Annotated in this window: 24 protein-coding genes; 7 read left to right on the top strand and 17 right to left on the bottom strand. The window is 60.5% G+C overall.

The window, feature by feature from the left end; genetic code table 11:
* Window positions 1-27: 27 nt before the first annotated feature.
* Together QSV77_RS06715 and QSV77_RS06720 are read right to left on the bottom strand one after the other, a co-directional pair.
* Window positions 28-1,839 (bottom strand): monovalent cation:proton antiporter-2 (CPA2) family protein, encoded by a 1,812-nt coding sequence (locus QSV77_RS06715; protein ID WP_302732909.1) that lies wholly within the window; start codon window positions 1,837-1,839, stop codon window positions 28-30.
* A gap of 279 nt (window positions 1,840-2,118) precedes the next feature.
* The gene (locus tag QSV77_RS06720) at window positions 2,119-2,487 is read right to left on the bottom strand and encodes a DUF971 domain-containing protein (RefSeq protein ID WP_269699695.1); all 369 of its coding nucleotides are present in this window, start codon (window positions 2,485-2,487) and stop codon (window positions 2,119-2,121) included.
* Window positions 2,488-2,594: 107 nt separating this feature from the next.
* On the opposite strand from QSV77_RS06720, the gene moaA reads away from it, so the two are divergent.
* The 5 genes from moaA to mobB all read left to right on the top strand — a co-directional run bounded on the left by moaA (window position 2,595) and on the right by mobB (window position 7,174).
* Complete coding sequence (gene moaA, locus QSV77_RS06725) at window positions 2,595-3,644, top strand: GTP 3',8-cyclase MoaA (protein WP_142840006.1); 1,050 nt, start codon at window positions 2,595-2,597, stop codon at window positions 3,642-3,644.
* A gap of 173 nt (window positions 3,645-3,817) precedes the next feature.
* Complete coding sequence (locus QSV77_RS06730; protein WP_065115833.1) at window positions 3,818-4,786, top strand: DMT family transporter; 969 nt, start codon at window positions 3,818-3,820, stop codon at window positions 4,784-4,786.
* A 1-nt stretch (window position 4,787) separates the two neighbouring features.
* Window positions 4,788-5,987 (top strand): multidrug effflux MFS transporter, encoded by a 1,200-nt coding sequence (locus tag QSV77_RS06735; protein WP_142840007.1) that lies wholly within the window; start codon window positions 4,788-4,790, stop codon window positions 5,985-5,987.
* A complete protein-coding gene (gene mobA / locus QSV77_RS06740; RefSeq protein ID WP_302732910.1) occupies window positions 5,984-6,622 on the top strand; it encodes a molybdenum cofactor guanylyltransferase MobA in 639 nt (212 codons plus the stop codon). The genes QSV77_RS06735 and mobA overlap by 4 nt, the downstream gene beginning before the upstream one ends.
* 36 nt (window positions 6,623-6,658) lie before the next feature.
* Window positions 6,659-7,174 (top strand): molybdopterin-guanine dinucleotide biosynthesis protein B, encoded by a 516-nt coding sequence (mobB, locus tag QSV77_RS06745; RefSeq protein WP_302732911.1) that lies wholly within the window; start codon window positions 6,659-6,661, stop codon window positions 7,172-7,174.
* A 217-nt stretch (window positions 7,175-7,391) separates the two neighbouring features.
* On the opposite strand, the gene QSV77_RS06750 is transcribed toward mobB, so the two are convergent.
* The 13 genes from QSV77_RS06750 to QSV77_RS06810 form a co-directional block, all read right to left on the bottom strand.
* On the bottom strand, window positions 7,392-8,960 hold the full coding sequence (locus tag QSV77_RS06750; protein ID WP_161991221.1) for a peptidoglycan DD-metalloendopeptidase family protein: 1,569 nt from the start codon (window positions 8,958-8,960) through the stop codon (window positions 7,392-7,394).
* A 345-nt stretch (window positions 8,961-9,305) separates the two neighbouring features.
* Window positions 9,306-9,959 carry a protein-L-isoaspartate(D-aspartate) O-methyltransferase gene (locus QSV77_RS06755; protein ID WP_162936635.1) on the bottom strand — a complete coding sequence of 218 codons (654 nt, stop codon included), beginning with the start codon at window positions 9,957-9,959 and terminating at the stop codon, window positions 9,306-9,308.
* Window positions 9,956-10,726 carry a 5'/3'-nucleotidase SurE gene (gene surE, locus QSV77_RS06760; RefSeq protein ID WP_302732912.1) on the bottom strand — a complete coding sequence of 257 codons (771 nt, stop codon included), beginning with the start codon at window positions 10,724-10,726 and terminating at the stop codon, window positions 9,956-9,958. Before surE ends, QSV77_RS06755 begins: the two co-directional genes overlap by 4 nt.
* A gap of 173 nt (window positions 10,727-10,899) precedes the next feature.
* Window positions 10,900-12,183: a serine--tRNA ligase gene (serS, locus tag QSV77_RS06765; protein WP_302732913.1), complete on the bottom strand. Its 1,284-nt coding sequence runs from the start codon at window positions 12,181-12,183 to the stop codon at window positions 10,900-10,902.
* 96 nt (window positions 12,184-12,279) lie between these two features.
* Window positions 12,280-13,083 (bottom strand): twin-arginine translocase subunit TatC, encoded by an 804-nt coding sequence (gene tatC / locus QSV77_RS06770; RefSeq protein ID WP_142840012.1) that lies wholly within the window; start codon window positions 13,081-13,083, stop codon window positions 12,280-12,282.
* Complete coding sequence (tatB, locus tag QSV77_RS06775; protein ID WP_302732914.1) at window positions 13,080-13,811, bottom strand: Sec-independent protein translocase protein TatB; 732 nt, start codon at window positions 13,809-13,811, stop codon at window positions 13,080-13,082. The genes tatC and tatB overlap by 4 nt, the downstream gene beginning before the upstream one ends.
* 53 nt (window positions 13,812-13,864) lie before the next feature.
* Entirely contained in the window at window positions 13,865-14,071 is a 207-nt protein-coding gene (locus QSV77_RS06780; RefSeq protein WP_046798332.1) for a twin-arginine translocase TatA/TatE family subunit, read from the bottom strand.
* A gap of 130 nt (window positions 14,072-14,201) precedes the next feature.
* Window positions 14,202-14,936, bottom strand: a complete 735-nt coding sequence (gene scpB, locus QSV77_RS06785) for an SMC-Scp complex subunit ScpB (protein ID WP_302732915.1) — start codon at window positions 14,934-14,936, stop codon at window positions 14,202-14,204.
* Window positions 14,926-15,774, bottom strand: coding sequence for a ScpA family protein (locus QSV77_RS06790; RefSeq protein ID WP_142840015.1), 849 nt, complete (start codon window positions 15,772-15,774; stop codon window positions 14,926-14,928). Before QSV77_RS06790 ends, scpB begins: the two co-directional genes overlap by 11 nt.
* 58 nt (window positions 15,775-15,832) lie before the next feature.
* Window positions 15,833-16,849, bottom strand: a complete 1,017-nt coding sequence (nagZ, locus tag QSV77_RS06795; RefSeq protein ID WP_302732916.1) for a beta-N-acetylhexosaminidase — start codon at window positions 16,847-16,849, stop codon at window positions 15,833-15,835.
* Between the two features lie 242 nt (window positions 16,850-17,091).
* Window positions 17,092-20,118, bottom strand: coding sequence for an SPOR domain-containing protein (locus QSV77_RS06800; protein WP_302732917.1), 3,027 nt, complete (start codon window positions 20,116-20,118; stop codon window positions 17,092-17,094).
* 66 nt (window positions 20,119-20,184) lie between these two features.
* A complete protein-coding gene (gene argS / locus QSV77_RS06805) occupies window positions 20,185-21,942 on the bottom strand; it encodes an arginine--tRNA ligase (RefSeq protein WP_142840018.1) in 1,758 nt (585 codons plus the stop codon).
* A 75-nt stretch (window positions 21,943-22,017) separates the two neighbouring features.
* Window positions 22,018-23,235, bottom strand: coding sequence for a deoxyguanosinetriphosphate triphosphohydrolase (locus QSV77_RS06810; RefSeq protein WP_302732918.1), 1,218 nt, complete (start codon window positions 23,233-23,235; stop codon window positions 22,018-22,020).
* 226 nt (window positions 23,236-23,461) lie between these two features.
* On the opposite strand from QSV77_RS06810, the gene erpA reads away from it, so the two are divergent.
* Window positions 23,462-23,794, top strand: a complete 333-nt coding sequence (gene erpA, locus QSV77_RS06815) for an iron-sulfur cluster insertion protein ErpA (RefSeq protein ID WP_046798327.1) — start codon at window positions 23,462-23,464, stop codon at window positions 23,792-23,794.
* 97 nt (window positions 23,795-23,891) lie between these two features.
* Window positions 23,892-24,689 (top strand): exodeoxyribonuclease III, encoded by a 798-nt coding sequence (gene xth / locus QSV77_RS06820; RefSeq protein WP_142840020.1) that lies wholly within the window; start codon window positions 23,892-23,894, stop codon window positions 24,687-24,689.
* 44 nt (window positions 24,690-24,733) lie between these two features.
* Here xth and exoR read toward each other — a convergent pair whose 3' ends face one another.
* Both exoR and QSV77_RS06830 read right to left on the bottom strand, forming a co-directional pair.
* Window positions 24,734-25,528, bottom strand: a complete 795-nt coding sequence (exoR, locus tag QSV77_RS06825) for an exopolysaccharide production regulator ExoR (protein WP_046798325.1) — start codon at window positions 25,526-25,528, stop codon at window positions 24,734-24,736.
* Window positions 25,522-25,833, bottom strand: coding sequence for a hypothetical protein (locus QSV77_RS06830; RefSeq protein ID WP_271361347.1), 312 nt, complete (start codon window positions 25,831-25,833; stop codon window positions 25,522-25,524). Before QSV77_RS06830 ends, exoR begins: the two co-directional genes overlap by 7 nt.
* Between the last annotated feature and the right edge of the window lie 114 nt (window positions 25,834-25,947).

Here is a 25,947-nt window from a genome sequence, read left to right on the forward strand (position 1 = left end):
GAAATCTGCTTCACTGCTAAGCGGGCCCTATTCTTCCGCCAGTTCCGCCTTTTCCCGTTCCGCCCGCTCGCGTGCGGTGCGTGCGGCGACGAGGTCGGCCGGCTGGGCATTGCCGCGGATCAGCGAACGGCCGGCATAGATGCCGCCGACGACTTCCATGGCGAAACGTTCCTCGTCACGGTCGCGGAATTCCTCCACCAGACGGGCAGCGTCTTCGCGCTCCTCGCCCATGGCGCCCAGCACTTCCTCGCTGAAATTCAGCGCCGATTCCAGCGTCTCGCGGATCTGGTAATCGACGCCGGCCTTGAGAAGATCGATCGCGTGGCCACGGTCATAGGCGCGGGCAAGAACCGGGACCAGCGGGAATTCGTGCTTGACGATCTCCGCGATCCGCACCGCCGCGTCCTTGTCGTCGACACAGATGAGAACGGCGCGCGCCGTACTCGCACCTGCCGCATGCAGGATTTCCGCCCGCGATCCGTCGCCATAATAGACCTTGAAACCGAACTCCGCCGCATCCCGCACGAAGTCGGCATCCTTGTCGATGAGCGACAGCGTGTAACCCCGCGCCAGCAGCGGCTGGCTGACGATCTGGCCGAAACGCCCGAAGCCGATCAGCAGAATGCTGCCTTCGACATTCTCGGGCACATCGAGATCGTCGGTATTGGGAACCGCCGCCGGCACCAGCCGGTCATGCAGGATGACCATCAGCGGCGTCAGCACCATCGAAATGATGATGGTCGCCGTCAGGATGGCGTTGGCTTCCCGGTCGAGAATGCCGGCGCTGACGGCGGCGGAATAAAGCACGAAGGCGAATTCGCCGCCCTGCGCCATCAGCACCGCCCTTTCCAGGCTTTCACGCCTGGTGGTGCCGAGCGCCCGTGCCACGCCATAGATGAGAAAACCCTTGAGCAGCATGTAGCCCGCGACGCTGACGACCACCAGCTGCCAGTTGGATCCGATGACGGCAAGATCGATCGCCATGCCGACGCCAAGGAAAAACAGGCCGAGCAGAATGCCGCGAAACGGCTCGATATCCGCTTCCAGCTGATGACGGAAGGACGATTCCGACAAAAGCACGCCGGCAAGGAAGGCGCCCATGGCCATGGAAAGCCCGCTGACCTGCATCAGCAGCGCAGACCCCAGCACCACCAGCAGGGCAGCGGCCGTCATCACCTCACGCGCACCGGAGGCGGCGAGCAGCCGGAAGAACGGGTTGAGCAGATAACGCCCGGCAAGAATGAGCGCACCGACGGCGGCAAGCGCGATGCCCACGGAAATCCAGCGCTCCGAGGGCGTCACATGTTCGCCGCCCGAGCCGAGAAAGGCGACAAGCGCCAGAAGCGGCACGATGGCCAGATCCTCAAACAGCAGGATGGCGATGATGCGCTGGCCCTTGAGGCTGGACATGCTGTTGCGTTCCTGCAGCATCTGCATGACGATCGCCGTCGAGGTCAGCACGAAACCCGTGCCGGCGACGAAGGACATGATGACCGGAAAGCCAAGACCGACACCGATCAACGTCAGGCCGGCCATACAGACCAGCACCTGCAGCGCCCCCAACCCGAAAATATCCTGCCGCATCGACCACAGTCGCGACGGCTGCATTTCAAGGCCGATGATGAACAGGAACATCACCACGCCCAGTTCGGCAATATGCAGGATGGCCTGCGGATCGGAAAAGAAGCCGAGCCCGTAAGGCCCGATCACCAGGCCGGCGGCCAGATAACCCAGCACCGAGCCAAGGCCGATGCGCTTGAAAATCGGCGCAGCGACAACGCCTGCCGCCAACAACACGACCACCTGGGCCAGATCATTTCCGTTCGCTTCGACAGCCACACGCCACCCCGCTGAAGTTTATAAAACGAGAGTGCCCCTCGCCAGATTGCCGGCAAAGCGTAAGAACCTTCCTCCGTCACGCCGGACTTGATCCGGCATCCAGCCACGGCGCGTCTGCGCCGTGAAAAACGAGTCTTTTGCGATCAAAGACTTGATCGCGCTGGACCCCGGCATCCAAGTCCGGGGTGACGAAGTGCGGATGCCACCATTTTGCCAAACGCACGGGTTTCTCAAGTCTTTGTCATCATCATCGCGAGGGCATCTCCCTCCACATTTTCTCTACCGGGATAGCGGCTCCCTGCTCAAGCCCTTTTCAGCAAGCTGCCGTTGATAATCGTCAAACAGTGCGTCGCCGGTTTCGCCCAGTTCCCTCAGATATTTCCAGGTGTAGATACCGCTGTCATGGCCGTCGTCGAAAACGATGCGAACCGCATAATTGCCGGTGGCGATCATTGAACGGATGGCGACATTGCGTTTGCCGGGTACCGTGACCTTTTGTCCCGGACCGTGGCCCTGTACTTCCGCCGAGGGCGAAAGCACCCGCAACATCTCGGCGGGAAGCCGGTAAACGCTTCCATCGTCAAAGGAAACGGTCAATTCCCGCCGGTCTTTCGACACCAGCAGCTCGGTCGGCCAGACATCACTCATTTTTCACTTCCGTACGCTCATAATATGCGTCAAAATTACGGACTTGCCTCACGATAGGCAAGCCACTACATCATTTGAAAGGCGCATCGCGCAACGAGGATGGAGATGTGAACAGTTTCCCCGGATCGCTTGAAAAAGCGCAATTCCTGACGGAAAACAACGCACCGATGATTGACCCCTTCGGCCGCGCCATCACCTATCTGCGCGTTTCAGTCACCGACCGCTGCGATTTCCGCTGCACCTATTGCATGTCCGAGCACATGACCTTCCTGCCGAAGAAAGACCTTCTGACGCTGGAAGAACTCGACCGGCTCTGTTCCGTCTTCATAACGCGCGGCGTGCGCAAGCTCAGGCTCACCGGCGGCGAGCCGCTGGTGCGCAAGAACATCATGTCGCTGGTGAGGAACCTCGGCCGCCATATTCGCACCGGCGCGCTGGAAGAACTGACGCTGACCACGAATGGCTCGCAGCTGGCCAAATTCGCCGCCGAACTTGCCGATTGCGGCGTCAAACGCATCAACGTCTCGCTGGACACGCTCGACCGCGATAAATTCCGCCAGATCACCCGCTGGGGCGATATCGACCGGGTCATGGAAGGGCTGGATGCCGCACAGGCAGCCGGCATCAAGGTCAAGCTCAACGCCGTGGCGCTGAAGGATTTCAACGACACCGAAATGCCTGAAATCATGCGGTTTGCCCATGGTCGCGGCATGGACCTGACGGTCATCGAAACCATGCCGATGGGCGAGATCGAGGAAGACCGCACCGACCGCTACCTGCCGCTGTCGCAGCTGCGCGCCGATCTGGAAAAGCGCTTCACGCTTATCGACAGCGATTACCAGACCGGCGGCCCCGCCCGTTACGTAACGGTGAAGGAAACCGGCGGCCGGCTCGGTTTCATCACGCCGATGACCCATAATTTCTGCGAAAGCTGCAACCGTGTCCGCCTCACCTGCACCGGCACGCTCTACATGTGCCTGGGCCAGGACGATGCCGCCGACCTGCGCACGGCGCTGCGCGCTTCCGACAGCGACGCCTATCTGTCCAGCGCCATCGATGAAGCCCTTCTGCGCAAGCCGAAAGGCCATGATTTCATCATCGACCGCACCCATAAACGCCCCGCCGTCGCCCGCCATATGAGCGTGACGGGCGGCTGATTGACGGCTGAACCTCTTTCTCGTCCACCCACCCATATAAACGGTTGAATTGCCGGCTTGGCCGTGTCACGTCTCTTTACATGGAGGAATGCGCCGTCGCGCCCGCGAGGCCGCCCGAAACCGTCTGAAAGGGCGACCAGGGTAAAACTGCGCATGGTCTGGGATCGTATGGAATGGCATTGACGGACAATACGCGCGGCGCGCTTTTCATGGCGCTCGCCATGGCAAGCTTCACGGCCAACGACGCCCTGACGAAATCCGTCACACCCTACATCAACACCGGCCAGATCATGTTCGTGCGCGGCATCATGACCGTGGTGTTGATCTATATCGCCGCCCGGCATTTCGGCGCGCTCCGGCCGTTGAAAACCCTGCTGCGCCCCATCATCATCCTGCGCTGTCTCTGCGAAGTGACTGCGGCCGTGCTTTATCTGACGGCGCTGGGCCTCATCGAATTTTCCAATGCTTCGGCCATATTGCAGTCCCTGCCGCTGGTGGTGACGCTGGGTGCGGCGCTGTTCCTGCGCGAGCCGGTCGGCTGGCGGCGCTGGGTGGCCATCATCGTCGGTTTTATCGGCGTGCTCGTCATCATCAGGCCCGGCCCGGAAGGTTTCACGCCCGGTGCATTGCTGGTCGTCGCATCACTCGCCGTCACCGCCGCACGCGATCTCCTGACCCGGAAAATGTATGCCGATGTGCCCTCGCTCGCCATCACCGTCATCACCGCCTTCGTCAACATGGCGGTGGGCGGCCTGCTGATCGTGCCTTTCGGCGGCTGGCAGCCGATGAACGTCACGATCGTCTCGCATCTCGCCGCCTCCGCCATTCTGGTGCTGGTCGGTTATCAGGCGATCATTCTCGCAATGAGATCAGGCGAAATCTCCTTCGTCGCACCGTTCCGTTATACCGGCCTGCTCTGGGGTTTCATGATCGGTGTGTTCTTCTTCAACGAAAAGATCGACAGTTTCACCATCATCGGCGCCATGATCGTCATCGGTTCAGGCCTTTATACCTTCTACCGCGAAAGCCTGCGCAAGCGTTCGCAGATGGCCAAGCGCGCAGCCGCGACACCAACGGCCGCGACCACGGTGCGGCCGGCTTCCGTAACGAAAACTGCCGTTACGGAAGAGGCGGGAGAGTGAGATGAAAAGCGGCCGTTTTCTCGATCGGACCACTCCGCCCCACATCATCACGCTGGTCGTCATCGCCGGCGTAGCGGCGCTGTGCATGAATGTGTTCCTGCCCTCGCTTGCGGCCATGGCGCTCTATTTCGAGACCGATTACGCGGTGATGCAATTTGCCGTTTCAGGCTACCTCGCCGCCACCGCCTGCCTGCAACTGCTTATCGGCCCGCTTTCCGATCTCTTCGGCCGCCGCCCGGTCATGCTTGCCAGCATCGCCATCATGATTGCCGCCACGCTGGTCTGCATGCTGGCGCCGAATATCACCGTTTTCATGATCGGGCGCGTCGCACAGGCGGCCGTCGTTTCCGGCTTCGTGCTGGCCCGCGCCATCGTGCGCGACATGGTACCGATGGAACAGGCCGCCTCGATGATCGGCTATGTAACCATGGGCATGTCCGTGGTGCCGATGGTTGGCCCGACGGTTGGCGGGTTGCTCAACGACATTTCCGGCTGGCAGTCGAGCTTTGCGCTCCTTGCCCTGCTCGGCGTCGGCATTCTGGTGCTCGCCTGGTTCGATCTCGGCGAAACCAACCACAATAAGTCGGCGAGTTTTTCACAGCAGTTCCACGCCTGGCCCGAACTTCTGCGCTCGCCGCTGTTCTGGGGTTATGCGCTGACCTCGACCTTCTCGTCAGGCATGTTCTTTTCCTTCCTCGGTGGCGCGCCCTTCGTCGGCAGCGTGCTTTATGGGCTTGCCCCGGCCATGCTCGGCCTGCAATTCTTCTTCATGGCCAGCGGTTACATGCTCGGCAATTTCGTCTCCGGCCGGTATGCCAGCCAGATCGGCATCACCCGCATGATGCTCTCGGGCAATGTCATCGCCATTGCCGGCATCGTCACGACCATTGTGCTGATCACCGGCGGGGCGGAAAGCGCCTATGCGTTCTTCGTGCCGCTTGCCCTGATCGGCGTCGGCAACGGCGTGACCTTGCCCAGCGCCAATGCCGGCATGGTCAGCGTTCAGCCGCATCTGGCCGGCTCGGCCTCCGGTCTTGGCGGCGCGATGACCATCGGCGGCGGTGCCGCCCTTTCGGTACTCGCCTCCTCGGTCCTGTCGAAGGAGGACGGAACCTGGCCGCTCCTAATGGTGATGCTGGCGACCGGCCTTGTCGCCCTTCTCACCACCTATGTCGTAAGGCTGCAGGAACAGCGGCAATGAGCACCCTCCCCCTTGAGATACCCGGTCTCGTGCTCGCCGGCGGCCTGTCGCGGCGCATGGGCACCAACAAGTCGATGGTAACGCTTGGCGATGCACCGCTGCTTTCCCACGTCGTGCGCCGCATCGCGCCACAGGTCTCGGATGTCACCATCAATGCCGCCACCAATGACAGGGGCGGCTGGGCGGACAGTTTCGGCCTGCCGCTGTTGCCCGATACGCTGAATGGCCATGCCGGGCCGCTTGCAGGTGTTCTGGCCGGCATGCGGCATTTCCGCAATCGCGAGGCCACCGGCAGCCATTTCCTGACGGCACCTGCCGACAGCCCGTTCTTTCCAGACGATCTCGTCGCCCGGCTGTGCGAACACATATCGGATAATACGATCGTCATCGCTGCCTCGAGCGGCCAGCTTCACCCCGTCTTCGCACTGTGGCCGGTGGCGCTTGCCGACGATCTCGAGGCGTGGCTGAAGAACGATGCCAACCGCCGTATCCGGGCTTATCTTGCCCGGCATGTCACCATCGGCGTGGCCTTCCCGCCGGTGGAAACAGCAAAGGGCAGCCTCGATCCATTCTTCAACATCAACACCCCGGACGAGCTGGCGCTGGCGCGTAGCTATCTGGAGCATTTCCAGTAGGATAATGCGTTGAAACAAAGAGATGGAGCTGCAACCATGACGACACAAAAGGTCTTTGGCATTGCCGGCTGGAAAAATTCGGGCAAGACCGGCCTTGCGGTGCGCGTCGTGACCGAGCTGACGGCGCGCGGCTACCGCGTCTCCACCATCAAGCACGCCCATCATGATTTCGATATCGACAAGGTGGGTGCCGACAGCTGGCGTCACCGGCAGGCCGGCGCACATGAGGTCACCATCGTTTCCGGCACCCGTTTCGCCATCATGCATGAATTGCGCGGCGAACCGGAACCGTCCTTCGAGCACATCCTCTCCCGCCTCGCCCCCTGCGATCTCGTGCTGATCGAAGGTTACAAATATGAGCCGGTGCCGAAGATCGAGGCGCGCCGGCTGGAAGCGATGAAAACCGAGCCGCTTGCGCCGCTCGATCCGCATATCATCGCAATTGCCGCCGATCATGAGGTGACGGACAAGGCCCTCCCCGTTTTCGATCTCGATGATACCGCAAGGATTGCGGATTTCATCGAGAAGACGGTGGGGTTGGTGAGAGGGTAAACTGGCATTGGAAACGGGGCCGTTTCTGTCTCGGCCGCACTCTCTCCTCCGTCCTCCTCGGGCTTGACCCGAGGATCCACAACTCCGCGCACCATGGGTCCTCGGGTCAAGCCCGAGGAGGACGTCGAATATGTGGAGACGTTTGCATCCACACCACCCCCAAAAATGAAAAAGCCGGGCTCTTCACCCGGCTTCATCATTCCTTGAGACGCAATACCTATTCAAGGAAACCTGATGGGTTCACCGGCGTCGCATCCTTGCGAACTTCGAAGTGAACCTGCGGACGCTTGGCGCTGCCCGTCATGCCCGAGGTGGCGATGGTCTGGCCACGCTGGACCTTCTGGCCGCGCTGCACGTCGAGATTGGCGGCGTTGCCGTAAACGGTGACCTTGCCGTCGTCATGGCGCACCAGCACCGTGTTGCCGAGCTGCTTCAGACCGTTGCCGGCATAGATGACCACACCGTTTTCAGCGGCCTTGATCGGCGTACCCTCGGGAACCGAGATGTTGATGCCGTCATTGCGACTGCCTTCGACATTGTCACCGAAATTGTTGATGACCGCGCCGCGAACCGGCCAGCGATATTTGCCGATGCCCGTGGATTCCGGAGCAAGGGAAGCCATGTCGGACTTCTTTTCGATATCGCTGACGCTTGCCGTAGCGGCCGGCGCGGCCGGGATAGTCGCGGCAGCAGCGGCAGGGGCCTTGTAGGGCTCCGGCTTGGCGGAGGCGGTCTCGACTGCCTTGGCCGCTTCCTTGGCGGGAACGGAGGCTGTCTTGACGTTGTCAGTGCCGGCACCCGGCATGGAAAGTGTCTGGCCGACACGGATGCTTTCGTTGGAAAGACCGTTGGCGGCCTTCAGCGCGGCAACCGAGACGCCGTTTTCGCGGGCGATCTTCGCAAGGCTGTCGCCTGGCTGAACCTTGTAGCCACCAGTCGGCGGCAGCGGCTTGCCACCGGGAGGTGTCAGCTTGCCGGCCTCGGAGGAAACCTTGTCGCGAGCGGCGGCCTGCGACGGCAGCACGGCCACATTGCCCTCGGGGCTGCGCAACGGCGTCGGCTGGTCGCCATTGCGGTTCAGCGCGATATTGCCGGCCGCATCCTTGGCGGCGTTGCGCACCTGGCCGAATTTCGGAATGAGGATCGACTGGCCGGCCTGCGCCGAAGAGGCGGACTTCAGGCCGTTGACGCGCAGCAGTTCCTTTTCCGGAACGCCGTAGCGGTTGGAAATGGTGGTGATGCTTTCGCCCGGACGCAGCGTCACGGAAGAAGCGCCATCCGTATGCCAGCCATTCTTGTCGGAACGGACGGTTGCGGTCGTCAGATTGTCGGTAACGGGTGCTGCGGCCTGGCGGGCCGGTGCGGCTAGAGACGGAGCGGCCTGTCGCTGCGCCGACGGGAAAGGCTGAGCCATGGCTTCGTTGCGGGTCGACGGATCGCGGCTTGCCACTGCCGAAGGCGCCGACAGTTCGGAGCGCTGCACCGGAGAGGCCGAAGCCGAGCGGGCCGTGGAAGGCTGAATGCCGCCGCCGTAACCACCGGACTGCGGATAGGAATTACCCGCCATGTTCTGGTTGGCGTAACCGCCCTGCGGCGCGGCAGAGGCGTAACCGCCATTCATGTCGCCCTGCGGAACCGGGGCCTGTGCATAAGCACCGCCGCCCTGCCGGGCTGGAATTGACGCCGTGGTCATCTGATCCGGTCCACTGGAAAAGAGGCCGCCGAACCGCGTTGCATCCGAGCTACAGCCCGTTGCGACGCTTGCCAGCAATGCCGCTGCGAACATTTTTGCGACTGATTTTCCGATTTTAGACGAATGTCTCATACGCATGACTCGATCTACACTGACGCCAACCCGCCGCATCGAGACCGATCCGGCACAAATTTCACTTCTTGCAAGGCCCATTTCCCGAGGTGGGGAAAACCATGCGTCGATGTTTATGATTAAAGCGCGTTAGTGTTACCACGCCGTTAAAACGTTAAGCCGTTTGGCGCTTTTTTGACACTTCGATAACCATGACGAAAACCGGATGCGTCATGTTGGGACAATAATGATATTGAAAATCAGATAGTTGCGACAATTCAGAACATTAGAAGACAAAAATGAATTGCCTTCAAAATTTTCATTTCGTCACAAATGCCGGGCAATATGGGTGCTGAGTGGCAGATAAGGCGCCTCAAACAGCTCTTCCTTTTCGAAGCGGCTGCCGGTCTTGGAGAAGCGGGTCATCACGCAGCGATCACCCTCAATGATGATCGGCGCGATCATCATTCCGCCCGAAACGATCTGTTCGGCAAAGAAGCGCGGCATGGTGGTGAAGGCGGCGGTGGAAACAATCCGGTCGAAGGTGCCTTCGCCCACAAGCCCGTTGCTGCCATCCGCCTGGCGGATGACGACATTGCGGATGGAAAGATCATCGAGACAGTTCTGCGCCTGCTGCACCAGCGTCTTGTAACGCTCCAGCGAAAACACCCGCTCGACCCGGCGGGCAATGATCGCCGTCATGAAACCGCTGCCGGTGCCGATTTCCAGCACGCGCTGGCCGGGTTTCAATTGCAGGCGGGCAAGGATCTTCACCGCCATGTCGGCGCCTTCCATGAAGGCGCCGCAGTCGATGGGGATCGTGCGGCTGGAATAGGCATCGGCCGCAAATTGCGGCGGCACGAATTTGGAACGGGGCGTCTGCTCGACCGCCGTCAAAAGATCAAGGTCGGAAATCCCCTCGCCCCTTAAGCGGAGAACGAGAGCGGCAAAACCTTCCTTTTCGACCATTGCGGATTTCAATCGGCGACTCCGAATCCAAGTGCTTGCGCAACCCGATCCTTCACCGTGTAGTCCGTCAGGTCAAGCTTAAGCGGAGTGACCGAAATCTTGCCGTGCTTCAGGGCATGGATATCGGTGCCTTCGCGGAAGGTACCGAGGCGTTCGCCGAAGCGCAGCCAGTAATAGGGGAAACCGCGGCCGTCCTGTCGTTCTTCCACCGTCAGGCCGAAATCGAGCTTGCCCTGCCCGGTCACGGAAACGCCCTGCACATCCTTGGGCGCACAATTGGGGAAATTGAGATTGAGGAAGGTGCCATCAGGCAGATCGACATTCATCAGCTTGCTCAGAAGATCCGGCGCATAGGTTTCGGCGACTTCCCACGGCACGACACGGCCGTCGGCATGGCTGAAAGCCTGGCTGAGCGCGAAGGAACGCACGCCCTGCAGCGTGCCCTCGATGGCGCCGGCAATGGTGCCGGAATAGGTCACGTCATCGGCCATGTTGGCGCCGGCATTAACGCCTGACAGCACAAGGTCGGGCTTCTCAGGCAGAACTTCGCGAATGCCCATGATGACGCAATCGGTCGGTGTGCCGCGCAGCGCATAATGCTTGTCGGAAACTTTTCGCAGGCGCAGCGGTTCGGAAAGCGTCAGCGAATGAGCAAGGCCGCTCTGATCGGTCTCGGGCGCGACGATCCAGACATCGTCGGACAGCGTGCGGGCGATACGCTCCAGCACGGCCAGACCCTCAGCGTGGATACCGTCATCATTCGTCAGCAAAATCCGCATGTGTTCTCTCCGCTTTCATGTCGCAGGGGACGAAGCATCCTCTTCTCCGTCATACCGGACCTGATCCGGCATCCAGCCGACGCGCGTCTGCGCGGCGGGAAGCACTCTTTTCAGCCCAAGGACTTGGGCTGACTGGATGCCGGATCAAGTCCGGCACGACGGTAGTGTAATTCTCAAGCCGCCTTCTCGATGCGCTTCAGACCGCCCATATAGGGCAGCAGCACGTCTGGAATTGTGACGGAACCGTCTTCGTTCAGATAATTTTCGAGAACCGCGATCAGGCAGCGGCCGACGGCCGTGCCGGAACCGTTCAGCGTATGCACGAACTTCGTCGCCTTGTCGTCCTTGCCGCGATAACGCGCATTCATGCGCCGGCCCTGGAAATCGCCGCAGACCGAGCAGGACGAAATTTCGCGATAGGTGTCCTGGCCTGGCAGCCACACTTCCAGATCGTAGGTCTTGCGTGCGCCAAAACCCATGTCGCCGGTGCAGAGCGTCATGGTGCGGAAATGCAGGCCGAGACGCTTCAGCACTTCTTCGGCGCAGGCTGTCATGCGCTCATGCTCGGCAACAGCGCTTTCCGCATCGGTGATGGAGACGAGTTCGCATTTCCAGAACTGGTGCTGGCGCAGCATGCCGCGCGTATCGCGGCCAGCCGAACCCGCTTCCGAGCGGAAGGACGGTGTGAGCGCGGTGAAACGCAGCGGCAGTTTTTCCTGCTCGAGAATTTCGCCGGACACGAGGTTGGTCAGCGTCACTTCCGCCGTCGGGATCAGCCAGCGGCCATCGGTGGTCTTAAACAGGTCCTCGGCAAATTTCGGCAATTGCCCGGTGCCGAACATCGCCTCGTCACGCACCATCAGCGGCGAGGAAACTTCCGTGTAACCGTGTTCCGTCGTGTGCAGGTCGATCATGAACTGGCCGAGCGCCCGCTCCAGCCGCGCCAGCTGGCTGGTCAGGACGGTAAAACGCGAACCCGACAGCTTGGCGGCACGCTCGAAATCCATGTAGCCGAGCGCTTCGCCGATCTCGAAGTGTTCCTTGGCTGCATGGTTCCAGCCGGGCTTCTGGCCGACAACGCGGGTGACCACATTGTCGTGCTCGTCCTTGCCGTCGGGCACATCGTCGAAGGGAATGTTCGGCAGGCGCGACAAAGCGTCGTTCAGCTCGGCAGTGACCTGACGGTCCTCCTCCTCGGCGCGCGGCATGTTTTCCTTGATGTCGGCGACTTCGGTTTTAAGTTTTTCCGCAAGCTCCATGTTCTTCTGCGCCATGGCGGCGCCGATTTCCTTGGAGGCGGCATTGCGGCGGGACTGCATGTCCTGCAGGGACTGGATGACGGAACGGCGCTTTTCATCAAGGGCGATCAGGCCGCTGGCAGCAGGCTCAGTACCTCGGCGGGCAAGAGCCGCATCGAAGGCTTCGGGGTTTTCGCGTATCCATTTAATGTCGTACATCGTCGTTCCAGACCGTTGTTGCATTGCCCTCAGCAAAACGCCGGGCAAAGGCCCGGCGCGAAGAGATTTGTGAGCGGGGGAAACCTTGGCAAAGGCTCAGGTCTCTTCCAGCTCCGTGCTTTTGGATTCCGCCGCACGTTTCCTCTCCACGAGTCGAGCCATGTAGATGGAAATCTCGTAGAGAATGATCGCAGGCAGCGCAAGACCGATCTGGGACATGGGATCGGGCGGCGTCAGGACGGCGGCGACCACGAAGGCCATGACGATGGCGAACTTGCGCTTCTCGCGCAGCCAGTCGCTGGTCAGAATGCCGACGCGCGCCAAAAGCGTGGTGACGACCGGCAGCTGGAACACCAGACCGAAGGACAGCACCAGCGTCATGATGAGGCTGAGATATTCCGACACCTTCGGCATCAGCGAAATCGCCACCTCGCCATCCTCTGGCAATTGCTGCATGGCGAGGAAGAACCACATGACCATGGGCGTGAAGAAGAAATAGACGAGCGCTGCACCGATGAGGAAAAGGATCGGCGATGCAATAAGGAACGGCAGGAAGGCGGCGCGCTCGTTCTTGTAGAGACCGGGCGCGACGAACTTGTAGAGCTGCGAGGCGATCACCGGAAAGGAGATGACCATCGCGCCGAACATCGCGACCTTGATCTGTGTGAAGAAGAATTCCTGCGGCGCGGTATAGATCAGCGACGATTTCGTCACATCGAGACCCGCCCAGAGCACTGCCCATTTATAGGGAATGACAAGCAGGTTGAAGAGGTGCTTGGCAACCGCAAAACAGGCAATGAAGGCGATGAAGAATGCACCGAGCGACCAGATCAGCCGGGTGCGCAACTCCATGAGGTGCTCGATAAGCGGCTGTGGCTTATCTTCGGTATCCCCGCTCATGCTTCATCCTTTTTCGGCTTCACAGCCTTTGTTTTTGCCGCTCTGGCCGGTTTGGCCTCAGCCACGGCCGTCGTCGTGTCAGCCGCGGTCTTCTTGACGGCCGCCTTTTTGACAACTGCCTTCACGGGTGTCTTCGAAACGGCGGGCTCGCCCGTTGTCGCGGAAGCGACAGCGTCCGGCGTTGCGGCCACCTTGGTGCGGGCGGCGCGCTTCGGCTTGGCGGCAACCGCTTCGGCTTCGACGGTCGCAACGGATTTCGCACGGGCGCGCTTCGGCTTTTCTGCCGCAGTGGCAGCAACCGGTGCTGCTGCGGCGACGACGGGCGGCGTATCCGGCAGCTTCATTTCCGGCTCCGGCGTGCTCACGAGCGGGGCAACCGGCTCGCTCGTCGCGGGTGCGGCAGTGGAGGACAGCCCATCGGGTGCTGCCGTTGCCTTCTGCAGGTCGGATTTGATCTCATTGCCGAGCTGGCGCAGCGGGTTCATCGCATCACGCAGCGAATTTGTCGGGTTGAGATTGCGGACATCGGAAATCGTCTGGCGCACATCGTCCATATCGGCCTCTTTCAGGGCCTCATCGAACTGCGTGCGGAAATCCCCGGCCATCTTGCGAAGGCCGGCCATCGTCTTGCCGAAGGCGCGGATCATGGGCGGCAAGTCTTTCGGTCCGACGACCACGATCAGCACGACCGCAATCACCAGAAGCTCGCTCCAGCCGATATCAAACATCAATACGCTCCCGAGACCCTAGCGCCGGTCTCAAACCAAACGACACGAGCCGCTTACTTGATCTCGTCAGCCTTGTGGTCGACAGTCTTCGCATTGGCATCTGCCGGCGGCGGCGTCTGGTCTTCGTCAGCCATGCCCTTCTTGAAGCTCTTGATGCCCTTCGCGACATCACCCATCAATTCCGGGATCTTGCCACGTCCGAAAAGGACGAGAACGATCACCAGCACGATGAGCCAATGCCACACACTAAAAGAACCCATAACTGCAACTCCTGAATTTCGCTTTCAGACGATGTAAGACGTTTGAAAGGCTTTTTCAAACGACAAATCGTCGCTGGGACGGGCCGTGCCCATAAACTTTTCGCGTGTATCACGCAGGCTCATGACGATATCAATCGTCACCATCGCCCCCACCCGGCGCAAGCAGGCCCAGTTCCTCCAGATCGAGCTGCGTGATCGGGTCTTCATCCTCGCGCAACTCGTCGCTCATCATCGGCAGAGGCACGCCGAAATTGGAGGGAATGCGGCCCGAAAGCAGCCCCGCCCCCTTCAGTTCCTCAAGACCCGGCAGATCCCGTAATTCCTCAAGGCCGAAATGATCGAGAAACTCCACCGTCGTGCCGATCGTCACAGGCCTGCCCGGCGTGCGCCTGCGGCCGCGGAAACGCACCCAGCCCGCCTCCATCAGCACGTCGAGCGTACCGCGTGAGGTCTGCACGCCGCGGATTTCCTCGATTTCGGCGCGTGTCACCGGCTGATGATACGCGATAATCGCCAAAACCTCCAGCGCTGCGCGCGACAGCTTCTTTGGCTCCTTCTCCTCCGTGCGGATGACGAAGGAAAGGTCGCCGGCCGTGCGGAACGCCCATTGCCCGCCCACCTGCACGAGATTGACACCACGGTCGCCATAGGCGGCCTTCAGCTGGTGCAGGATGGCGACGACATCCATGCCGCGCGGCAGACGCTCGGCGATGAAACCGATGGAAACCGGCTCGGCCGAGGCGAAAACCAGCGCTTCGGTGATCCGCTCGGCCTCCTTCAGCTGACGTTCGGAAAAAACAGTGGATTCGGGGGCCATCCCGTCTGTCACGATCATCGCCTCGCCGGTCTCATCATCATTTGTCATTATCGGTCTCCCCGGCTTGGGCTGCACGCTCGTCCCTTGTGCCACGGCGCATATAGATGGGCTGAAAAGCCCCCTCCTGCCGGATTTGCAGCGATCCCTCGCGCACCAGCTCCAGCGAGGCGGCAAAGGCGCTGGCGATGGCCGTCACCCGCATGGCGGGATCCGGCACATATTGCAGCAGATATTGATCGAGCACCGTCCATTCACCGACATCACCGAGGAGACTGTTGAGAAGCTCCCGCGCTTCCACCAGCGACCACACCTGCCGCTTTTCGATGGTGACCTGGGTTATGGCCTGCCTCTGCCGCAGATTGGCGTAGGCGCTCAGGAGATCGTAGAGGTTCGCCTCGTAAGCCGAACGGTTGATATGCGGAATATGCTCCGGTGCACCCCGGGCAAAAACATCGCGGCCAAGCTGGGCGCGGTTGACGAGCCTTTCGGCCGCCTCGCGCATCGCTTCCAGGCGTTTCAGCCGGAAGGCCAGCGTCGCGGCCATTTCCTCACCCGAAGGGCCGTCATCCTTCGATTGCTGCGGGATAAGCAGTTTGGATTTCAGGAAGGCAAGCCAAGCCGCCATGACAAGATAATCGGCGGCCAGCTCAATACGCACGCGGCGCGCGCTTTCCACGAATTGCAGATATTGCTCGGCAAGCGCCAGCACCGAAATGCGCGACAGATCGACCTTCTGCGTGCGGGCAAGATGCAGGAGAAGATCGAGCGGGCCTTCGAAACCCGCGACATCGATGACCAGCCCGGCCTCGCCCGTCAACCGCTCCGGCGTCACATCCTGCCAGAGCTTGTCCATCGGCGTTGAATTGCGAGACTTGTCTGCGGCCATTGTTCCATCCGCCGGGCATCCGGCCTGTGATCCCGAGTGGGCGACCGCCGCCCGATCGTCAGGAAACGGCCCACATGGCGTTGAATTCAGTTCTCAGTTCGGCTTCGTCGGAGGCGTCAGCAGCGGGGAAACCCGCCTCCACGGCCCGCACCCGCTCCAGCGAACGGCCGGAAAGAACGGGAACTTCCTTCACAACCTCAAGCATTTCACCCATCACGCCGTTGCAATGCAAGACTATATCGCAACCACCCGCAACAATATTCGCAGCCCGCTCGCCAAGTGTGCCCTTCAGCGCATTCATGGAACTGTCGTCTGACATCAACAGCCCGTCAAAACCGATGCGGCCGCGAATGATCTCCTCGATCACCTTTGCCGAGGTGGTCGCCGGTCGTTCGCGGTCAACGGCGTTGAACACCAGATGTGCGCTCATCGCCATCAATTCGCGGTTAAGCGCGCGGAACGGCACGAAATCATGGGCGTCCAGCTCATCAAGCGGCACATCGACAACAGGCAGCTCATGGTGCGAATCGACCATGCCGCGACCGTGACCCGGCATATGTTTCATGACGGGCAACATGCCGCCCGCCTTCAGGCCATCGGCAGCCGCCTGGCCCATCTGCGCCACCATGGTCGGCGAATAGCCATAGGCGCGGTTGCCGATGACATTGCTGGCTCCTTCCACCGGCACATCGAGCACCGGCAGGCAATCGACATTGATACCGAATTTCATCAGGTCAAAGGCATGCAGGCGCGACATCAGCCAGGCGGCGCGCAGGCCTTCCTCGCGGTCACGCTCGTAGATTTCGCCAAGAATGCGGGCATTTGGATAGGCTTGCAGGATCGGCGGCTTGATGCGCTGAACCCGCCCACCTTCCTGATCGATCAGCACCGGCGCGTCTGGCCTCCCGACGGCATCACGCATGGATGCGACGAGACCGGTGATCTGCTGTGGCTCACCGATATTGCGGCCGAACAGGATGAAACCCCAGGGCTGCTGGTCGCGGTAAAGGGCGATCTCGTCGGCGGTCAGCGCAAGCCCGCTGCATCCGAGGATCATAGCTTTGCAATCGGTCATGGTGTCACGCCTGTCTGAGAACAAAAGGGGTAAGGGAAGAATGGCCTTTAGCCATCGAGACTGCGGAGAGGTCCGGTCAATTTCTCCGCGTCATCCTCGGGTTTGACCCGAGGATCCATTTCGGCGGCCGTGGATCCTCGGGTCAAGCCCGAGGATGACGTAGAGTTTGTCGGAAGGTCCGAATATGCCAAGGGCTGCCCCACTCGGCAGCCCCAATCGTTACGAAGCCAGATCGGCCGCTATCACCGTGCCACCAGGCAGCTGCCACCGGCCGAGCGGAACTTCTCGCACAGCGCCACGGCTTCGTTCTTGTCACCAGCCGGGATGCGGACGCGGTAGAAGGTGCCCTTGCCGGCAATTTCAGCCGCCTTGATGTCGACGCCGCGTCCACCGATGACCGAGCCGAACTTGGCCGACATGTTCTGGTAGGACTTCTGGGCCTCCGCCTGGCTCGGCAGCGAAGCGATCTGGATGTAATAACCACCGGCAGAAGGCGTGCTGGTTGCAGCAGGTGTTGCGGCAGCCGTCTGCTGCTGCGTGGCCTGCGGCTGAGCCGGAGCGGCCGTTGTCGGGCGAACATTACCCTGATTGGTCACGGTTGCCACCACATTGGCGGGCTGGGCAGACGGGCGCGCCGAAGGAAGCGGTGCTGCAGACTGCGCAGCCGGCGTGGAAGCGGCAGCAGGCGTGTTGGCCTGCGGCTTTGCAGCCTGCTCAGGCGCCACCGGAACCCGCGAAGCGGCGATGACGGCAGGAGCACCCTCACCCGGCTTGGCGGTCTGCGGTGCGGCAAGCTCGGCAACCTTGTCCGCCTTCGGCGGCTGGGCTGCCGGTGCGTCCACTTCCTGGGCGACCAGCGTACCGTCAGGCTTGACGATCATGGTGCGAACCTTGCGCGGCGAAACACCGGTCGCGCCAGAACCTTCGTTCTGAGCGGCCTTTTCTTCCGGCGAAAGCAGGCGCGGATCTTCGGTCTCGCCAACCGGCGTGCCGGTCGCTTCCATATCCCCGTCGTTTTCGCCTTCCAGCGGCAATTGTTCCGGGATCAGCGTACGCTGAACCACATCCACCGGCTGTTCGTTGCTGGAAATCAGCGCCGGCTGCTTCGGATCGGCAGCGCTGCCACCGGCAACGCGATCATAAACCGCCTTGTCCTGATTGGGCACGACACGGCCACCCGGATTTTCCGGCACGACCTTCATCGGGTCGTTATCGGCGGAGATGATGACCGGCGCGCCATTGGAGCCGGTGCTGGAGGAACCGCCAGATATCAGCGCGTAGACGCCGCCACCGACAAGCACCAGACCGATGGCAGCCGCCACCGGCATGATCCAGCGGCGACCGCCGCGTTCATCTTCATCGCGATAGGCCGCTTGATGATCGACATAGGTATTCTCGGCATCGCGCGACGCATTGCCACGGGAAGCCGCAGCCTCCTGCATGGAGCGGCGGAAGTCCTCTTCCAGGGCCCGCTCGAATTCATCGGCGTCATCCGGAGCCTGCGCGGCACGCGCCTGAGGGGCAGCAGCGCGGTTTTCCGCATGTTTATGGCGGTCGAGACCGCCGGCAACGGCAGGCGCAAACAGCGTCGCAAGCTCGGTGTCGATATCGAGATCTTCTTCGTGACGGCGCGGCGCGGGCTTGGGTTCGAAAACCCCGACCGGCAGTTCCGGAACATCCATCTCGATGATGGTTTCCGGGTGTTCTTCCGTTTCACCGATCTGCGAAGGATCGAAAGGCAGGCTTTCCAGCGTCTGCGGTGCTGTCGGCTGCGGCGCAGCGACGGCCGGACGCGGCTGGACGGGTGCAGCTGCTGCCACGATGGGGGCGGCAATGGTTGCGGTGCGTGGTTGCGGAACAGGCTGTTCCCTCACCGACTGCGGCGCGGCAGCCACCACCGGAGCGACCGGCTGCTGGCGAACGGGTTGCGGCGCGGGCGCAGGAGCGACCTCCGCTTCGGCAATTTCCGACAGGTCGAGATCAAGATCGAGATCATCGAGCGCCAGCTCGAAATCATCATCGTTGAAACCGGCAAAATCCGTGAAATCCGGCTCCTGAAGCGGAGCCTGCGATACGGCAGGGGCGACCGGCGTCACCCGCTCAGGCGCCGCGGCAACTGGCGTTGCGGCAACCACCGGCGGCTCGATTTTTGCAGCCTGAACGACAGGCGCGGACTGTACGACGGGCTCTTCGCCACGACCGGGAATGGAATATTTCGCAACGTCGTAGATCAGCTCGTCCATCGGCGACAGATTGGTCGCGACCGGCCTCTGAGCAACCGGAGGCGTCACAGGCTGTTCAGCAGGCGTGAAGCTTTCCGCAACCGAAGGCGCAAAGGCAGGTGCTGTCTCTTCCGCCTGAATGACGGCAGGTGCCGGCGTAGGCTCGATCTGTGGCTCCATCCGGGCCACGACAGGCGGCTGCTCGGAGCGCGGCTCGACCCTTCTCGGATCGACAGCGGAAACATCGCGGCGCGCACCAAAATTGGCAAGCGGCAGGCGCAGGCTGGAGAATTCGAGTGAAGAACGACCGCCATGCGAGGGCGGACGCACGGAAACCGGCGCAGGCGCTTCCTCGGCAACCGCGATCTCTACCTCATCGGCAAGATCGAAAGCCTGCGGTTCCGGCGCATAGGCCTGACCGGCAAAAGCAACATTGCTCGAAACATCGGCCGGAAGCTCCGGCATGGCGTGCCATTCGGGCTCTGCCGTTTCAACGACCTGCGGCTCTTCCCATGCGACCTGCTGGGCGGGCGGCTGGTAAACCACCGGCTCGGCGGCGCGTGGCTGGCGGGAATGCACATCGAAAACTTCAGCGACAGCGCCGGCATCGTCACGGAAATCCGCGCGGATATCCTGCCGAGCGGATGTTTCCACGTAATTATGGATATAGGCCTGATCGACCTCGGGAAGCGGCTCTTCCCTCACCTCGGGTGCAGGTGCGGGTGCAAGCTCTGGCTCGCGGCGGGCGAAAACCGATTCGACACGCTGCATAAAGTCGTTGGGGTGGATGCCCGCACGAACATCGTTCGCCGGATCAAGAACGACCGGATCGGCGTGCGGCGCATCGTAAACCTCGAATTCCCTCAGAAGCTCATCTTCGAGGTTAAATTCGGGTTCGCGACGGGTCACCGATGGCTGAGCCTCGGAACCCGCATGCGAAGGACGATCTTCGAAGCCGACGATACGCGCCAGTTCTGCCAGAGGATCGTTGTCAGCGAACCCTTCGGACCGGGCGTCCCGGTTATACGCGACATTTTTTTCGACCATTACGTGTTCCACCATCTACGCATTGCAGCTCTTGCCAGCGTATTGTGAGCAAATAATGGTGATATGTTATCGCATTTCGTCAGGTGCGTCCGCTCCCAAAAGCGTAAGGCCAGACTTCAAAACATTCGCGACAGCATTCACCAGCCCAAGTCTGGCAATGCTCAATTCTCGGTTTTTATCGTTAATAAAACGTAATTCCGGTTGGTCTTTGCCCTTGTTCCAGTGTCCATGGAAGGAACTGGCGAGATCATAGAGGTAAAAAGCAAGCCGGTGCGGCTCATGCGAAAGGGCCGCGGATTCAATCAGCCGCGGATATTCGGCAAGCTTTGCAACCAGCTGCAACTCATTGATATCGCTGATCAAAGCAACAGATGCCGCCATCTCTTCCGCAGAGGGAGCAAGCCCCGGAAACGCTTCCTGCGCCTGCCGGAAGATCGACTGTGAGCGGGCATGCGCATATTGCACGTAAAAGACCGGATTATCCTTCGATTGTTCGGTCACTTTCGCAAAATCGAAGTCCAGCGGCTCGGAATTCTTCCGATAGAGCATCATGAATCGCACGGGATCGCGACCCACTTCGTCGACAACATCGCGCAGCGTGACGAAGTCGCCGGAGCGTTTCGACATCTTCACCGGCTCACCATCACGGAACAGTTTGACGAGCTGGCACAGAAGCACCGTCAGCTTCGACTTGCCCTCGGAGACGGCGCGCGCAACCGCTTCCAGCCGCTTCACGTAACCGCCATGGTCAGCACCGAGCACATAGATCATCTCGGAGAAACCGCGATCGAACTTGTTCTTGAAATAGGCAACGTCGGCGGCGAAATAGGTGTAGGAACCGTCCGATTTCATCAGCGCACGGTCCATGTCATCGCCCACTTCGGTGGAACGGAACAGCGTCTGCTCGCGATCTTCCCAGTCGTCAGGCAATTCGCCCTTCGGCGGCGGCAGCGTGCCCTTGTAGACGTGGCCCTTGAACGTCAGGTCGTTGATGGCCGAGAGGATCGGTCCGCCATTGCCCTCATGCAGCGTGCGCTCCGAGAAGAACACGTCGTGCTTGACGTTCAGCGTCTCCAGATCTTCGCGGATCATCGCCATCATCGCAGCGATTGCCTTGTCCTTCACGATCGGCATCCACTTTTCCTCGGGCATGGCCCGCAGCTTGATGCCATATTCGTCCGCCAGCGCCTGGCCAACGGGAACTAGGTAATCGCCGGGATAGAAGCCCGACGGAATGGCGCCGATATCCTCACCCAGCGCTTCGCGGTAACGCAGGAAGACTGAACGCGCCAGCACGTCGATCTGCGAGCCGGCATCGTTGATGTAATATTCCTTGGTGACGCCATAACCTGCAAATGCGAGCAGGTTCGCCAGCGTGTCGCCGACAACAGCACCACGGCAATGGCCGACATGCATCGGGCCGGTAGGATTGGCGGAGACATATTCGACATTGATCTTCTGGCCGGCACCCATCGTCGAACGGCCGAAATCGATACCCTGGCCGATCATGTCGGCAAGCAGACGCTGCCAGTAACCGACGGAGACCTTGAGATTGATGAAGCCGGGACCGGCAACATTGACGCTGTCGACATCGCCATCCGCTTGAAGGGCGGGCACGATGAGTTCGGCGAGCGCGCGCGGATTGGTGCCGAGCGGCTTCGCCAGCACCATCGCCGCATTGGTTGCAACGTCGCCATGGCTCAGATCACGCGGGGATTCGACGGTAATTCGACTGAAATCGACCTTTTCGCGGTTCTCTTTCACGAGATCGAGAGTTTCGAGCGCGTTTTTGATCCTGGTATCGAAATCGGCAAAAATGTTCATCGTTCCAACCTGCGCGAAGGGCTTCTGTTTAGTCCGGCCGTCATAACCGGGTCGGCTTCGCGATCGCCCGCTGCCCTATCGCAAATCGGGGGTGTGGTCAAACAGCCGCTGGTGAGCGCGCAGTGCATAACTGTCGGTCATGCCGGCCAGATAATCGCCCACATGCCGGGCTTTCGCCGCCTCGCTCATGCCGGAAATGCTGTCCACCCAGTAGTGGCTCTGCATCTCCGCCGGCGTTTCCATATAACGGTGGAAAAGGTCGGTGACGATCTGCGTAGCGCCAGCCCGGATGCGCATGATCTCCGGATGACGGTAGATATGACCGAACAGCAGCTTCTTGATCTGCCGGTCGGTCTCGGCCATCTCGGGCGAAAATGTCGCGACAGTGAAATCGGCGGCGCGGATATCCGCCGCACTCTGCGGTTTCAGGCGGGCAAGATTCTGCTGCGCCACGCCGATCACATCTTCCACCATGTGGGTGATCTGCCGGCGCATGATCTCGTTGGCAAAACGCTCCTTGTCCAGCACGGGATATTTGCCACGTACCTCGGCCATCAGCTCGCTCAGGAACGGCACCTCCTCCAGCATCTCGAAAGTGAGATAGCCGGCGCGCAGGCCGTCATCTATATCATGGGTATTATAGGCGATGTCGTCGGCAATCGCCGCCATCTGCGCCTCAAGGCTGGCATAGCTGCCAATCTCCAGATCCTGCAGTTCGCAATATTCGAGGATGGGCAGCGGAACCGGCCCCTTGACCCCCTCGCCGCTTGCATTCACCAGCGGGCCATTGTGCTTCACCAGCCCTTCGAGCGTTTCCCATGTCAGGTTGATGCCGTCATATTCGGCGTAACGGCGCTCCAGCTTGGTGACGATGCGCAGCGACTGGGCATTGTGGTCGAAACCACCATAGGGCAACAGCACCGCGTCCAGCGCATCCTCGCCGGTATGGCCGAAGGGCGTGTGGCCGAAATCATGCACCAGCGCCACGCCTTCCGCCAGATCCTCGTCGAGTTTCAGCGCGCGGGCGAGCGCCCGGGCGATCTGTGCCACCTCGATCGTATGGGTAAGGCGGGTGCGGTAATGGTCTCCGTCCGGGCTGATGAACACCTGCGTCTTGTGCTTCAGGCGGCGAAAGGCTGTGGTATGGACGATGCGGTCCCGGTCACGCTGGAATTCGGAACGCGTCAGGCTACCCTCTTCGGGAAAAAGACGCCCGCGCGTGGTCCATGGATCCGAGGCGAAAACCGCCCTCTCGCCGCTTCCGAAACCCAATGCGCGCTGGTCTATGATCATGCATCCACCTGTTATCTTCGCCGCCATGACCTAGGCAATGACGTCCTTTTCGCCTCGGCCATTGACCTTTTCATTCACCCTTCATACCTATCGCAGAGGTCGGCGCAAAGCATCATCGCCGCGCAGACCGCCTTCACACAGGCTATAGACCGTTAATTTGACCGGTTTATAATAGTGACAACGAGATTATTGCTCTCCGGTTCTTGACCCCGGCAGGAGGAACGACATGGAAAACAGCGACATTACCCTTTCGGAAGCCGCAGCAAAGCGAATCGCCCAGATCGTCGCAGCCGATGCGGGCAAGCACGCATTGCGCGTTTCGGTGGAAGGCGGCGGCTGCTCGGGCTTCTCCTACAAGTTCGATCTCGCGGAAGACCCCGCCGATGACGACATCGTGATTGCCCGCGGCGACGCCAAGGTGCTGATCGACAGCATGTCGGTCATCTACATGGCCGGCTCCGAAATCGACTTCGTCGATAATCTGCTTGGCCAGTCCTTCCAGATCAAGAACCCCAATGCGGTCGCAAGCTGCGGCTGTGGGACGAGCTTCTCGATCTGACACCATTCTATCCACCACATCCTCACCACCGCGTTCCAAAAACGGTGGCAATCGCTTTTGCATCGGGTAAAAGTACCCCCACAAAAGGGAAACTCCGATGAAGATTGCCACCTGGAACATCAATGGCGTCAAGGCGCGTATAGAAAACCTCTGCCAGTGGCTGAAGGATTCATCGCCTGATATCGTCTGCCTTCAGGAAATAAAGTCGGTTGACGAGGGCTTTCCCCGTCTTGAGCTGGAAGCGCTCGGTTATCACGTCGAGACCCACGGCCAGAAGGGTTTCAACGGCGTCGCCCTGCTGTCGAAGATGAAACCGGACGAGATCAATCGCGGCCTGCCGGGCGATGACGCCGATGAACAGGCACGTTTCATCGAAGGCGTGTTTTCTGTCGATGGCGGTGCGATCCGCGTCTGCTCGCTTTACCTGCCAAACGGCAATCCGCCTGACGATCCGGTCAAATATCCCTACAAGCTCGCCTGGATGGAACGGCTGCGGCGCTTTGCCGAAGATCGCCTTGCGCTTGAGGAACCGCTCATTCTGGCCGGCGATTACAACGTCATTCCCGAGCCCTTTGATTGCCACGACCCACGCGTGTGGGAAGGCGATGCTTTGTTCCTGCCGCAAACACGCGTTGCATTCCGCAAGCTGGAACATCTGGGCTTTACCGATGCCGCCCGCGCAACCACCGATGAGGCAGGACTATATTCCTTCTGGGATTATCAGGCCGGTGCATGGCCGAAAAATAACGGCATCCGCATCGATCACCTGATGCTCTCGGCGGAGGCGGCCGACAGACTGCAATCCGTCAACATCGAAAAACATGTGCGGGCTTGGGAAAAACCGTCCGACCACGTTCCGGTCTGCGGTTATTTCGATTTCCAGCCGGTCGGCTGACCGGCTCGCGTCAGACGGGCGAAATCGCCTCGACTGGTATCATCTCAATTGGAATCGTCGATCTGCATGTTCTGCGCCATCGCAATGGCCGCGCGTCGATCATTTTCGCCAGCCAGCGAAAAAGCCTGCTCCTGCAGGTTCTGGATCCACGTACAGTCTATCGCAGTGCATTTATCCAGCGCCGCCGTCATGAAAGCCAGCCCCTGCGCCGTCTGGCCTTCCTGGAAGATCAGGTTGCCGAAGATCGACATGGCGCCGGCATGGCCGTGCTTGCGCGCCTGATTGAGCCACTTCTTGGCCTGCTGCACATCCGCCCGGCCGCCCTCGCCGGCCAGGATCATTTCCGCCAGCCGGAACTGCGCTTCAGCCACACCGAAGGTGGAAGCCACCTGGAAATAAAGCTGGCGGGCCTGTGAAAGGTCCATTTTCACCGGGCTGCCGGGAATACCGTGCCGGTAATAATCAGCAAGGGAAAGAAGCGCGTTGACAAAAAAGCCGGTATCTTCGGAACCCGGCTCAACGCCCTGGCTGGCGATTTCGCTGTAAATCTTGAAAGCTTCGAAGTCGTTCTTGGCGACGCCATCGCCAAAGGCATACATATTGGCAAGCGCCCAGCGCGAACCGGTGTGGCCCTTTTCAGCCGCGTAGCGATAGGCCTCAACGGCTTCGCCCTTGTTGCCGTTCTTGTAGGCCTTGAAGCCGAACTTGAACAGGTCGAAGGGGCCGGATTCCTTGGTCACGCCCGCATTGATGTCAAAAGCCGCGGCAGGCATTGCGAGCGACGCAAGCAACATGCCCATAAGAAGCGGCTTTAAAACGTTGGCTTCACATTTCAGCATTTCGGCGAACTTCTCATAACTCTTCCCGGCATATAGCCAATACTTGCGGAATACTGCAAAGCCGAACCCCGCCGGGTCGCGATTTTTCGAACACACTGCGTCTTTCCGGCAGCACTTCCCAGCGCACCGCCGGTGGTCTCTTGCGGTAATTGCTCCAAATTTTCAGTGAAACAGATATAGGCATAATTTCCGGCAATATAACGGCGTTTCACCATCTGCCGGTCAGCGCCAAACAAGAAAGCCGGACCAAATTCCCGTATTACTTGCTTAAACCCTGAATCCAAACCCGTTTTCACTTTCTGCAATTCCAGAGATCCACATCAAACGCCCGCATGTTCTTTCATTCCCGCGTCCATAAACATAAGCCAAGCACTCTGTTTGTGGCGGGAAATGGACAGATATGCTCACATTCCAACGCG

It is taken from the genome of Agrobacterium sp. V1, assembly GCF_030518355.1.
GTDB lineage: Bacteria > Pseudomonadota > Alphaproteobacteria > Rhizobiales > Rhizobiaceae > Agrobacterium > Agrobacterium cucumeris.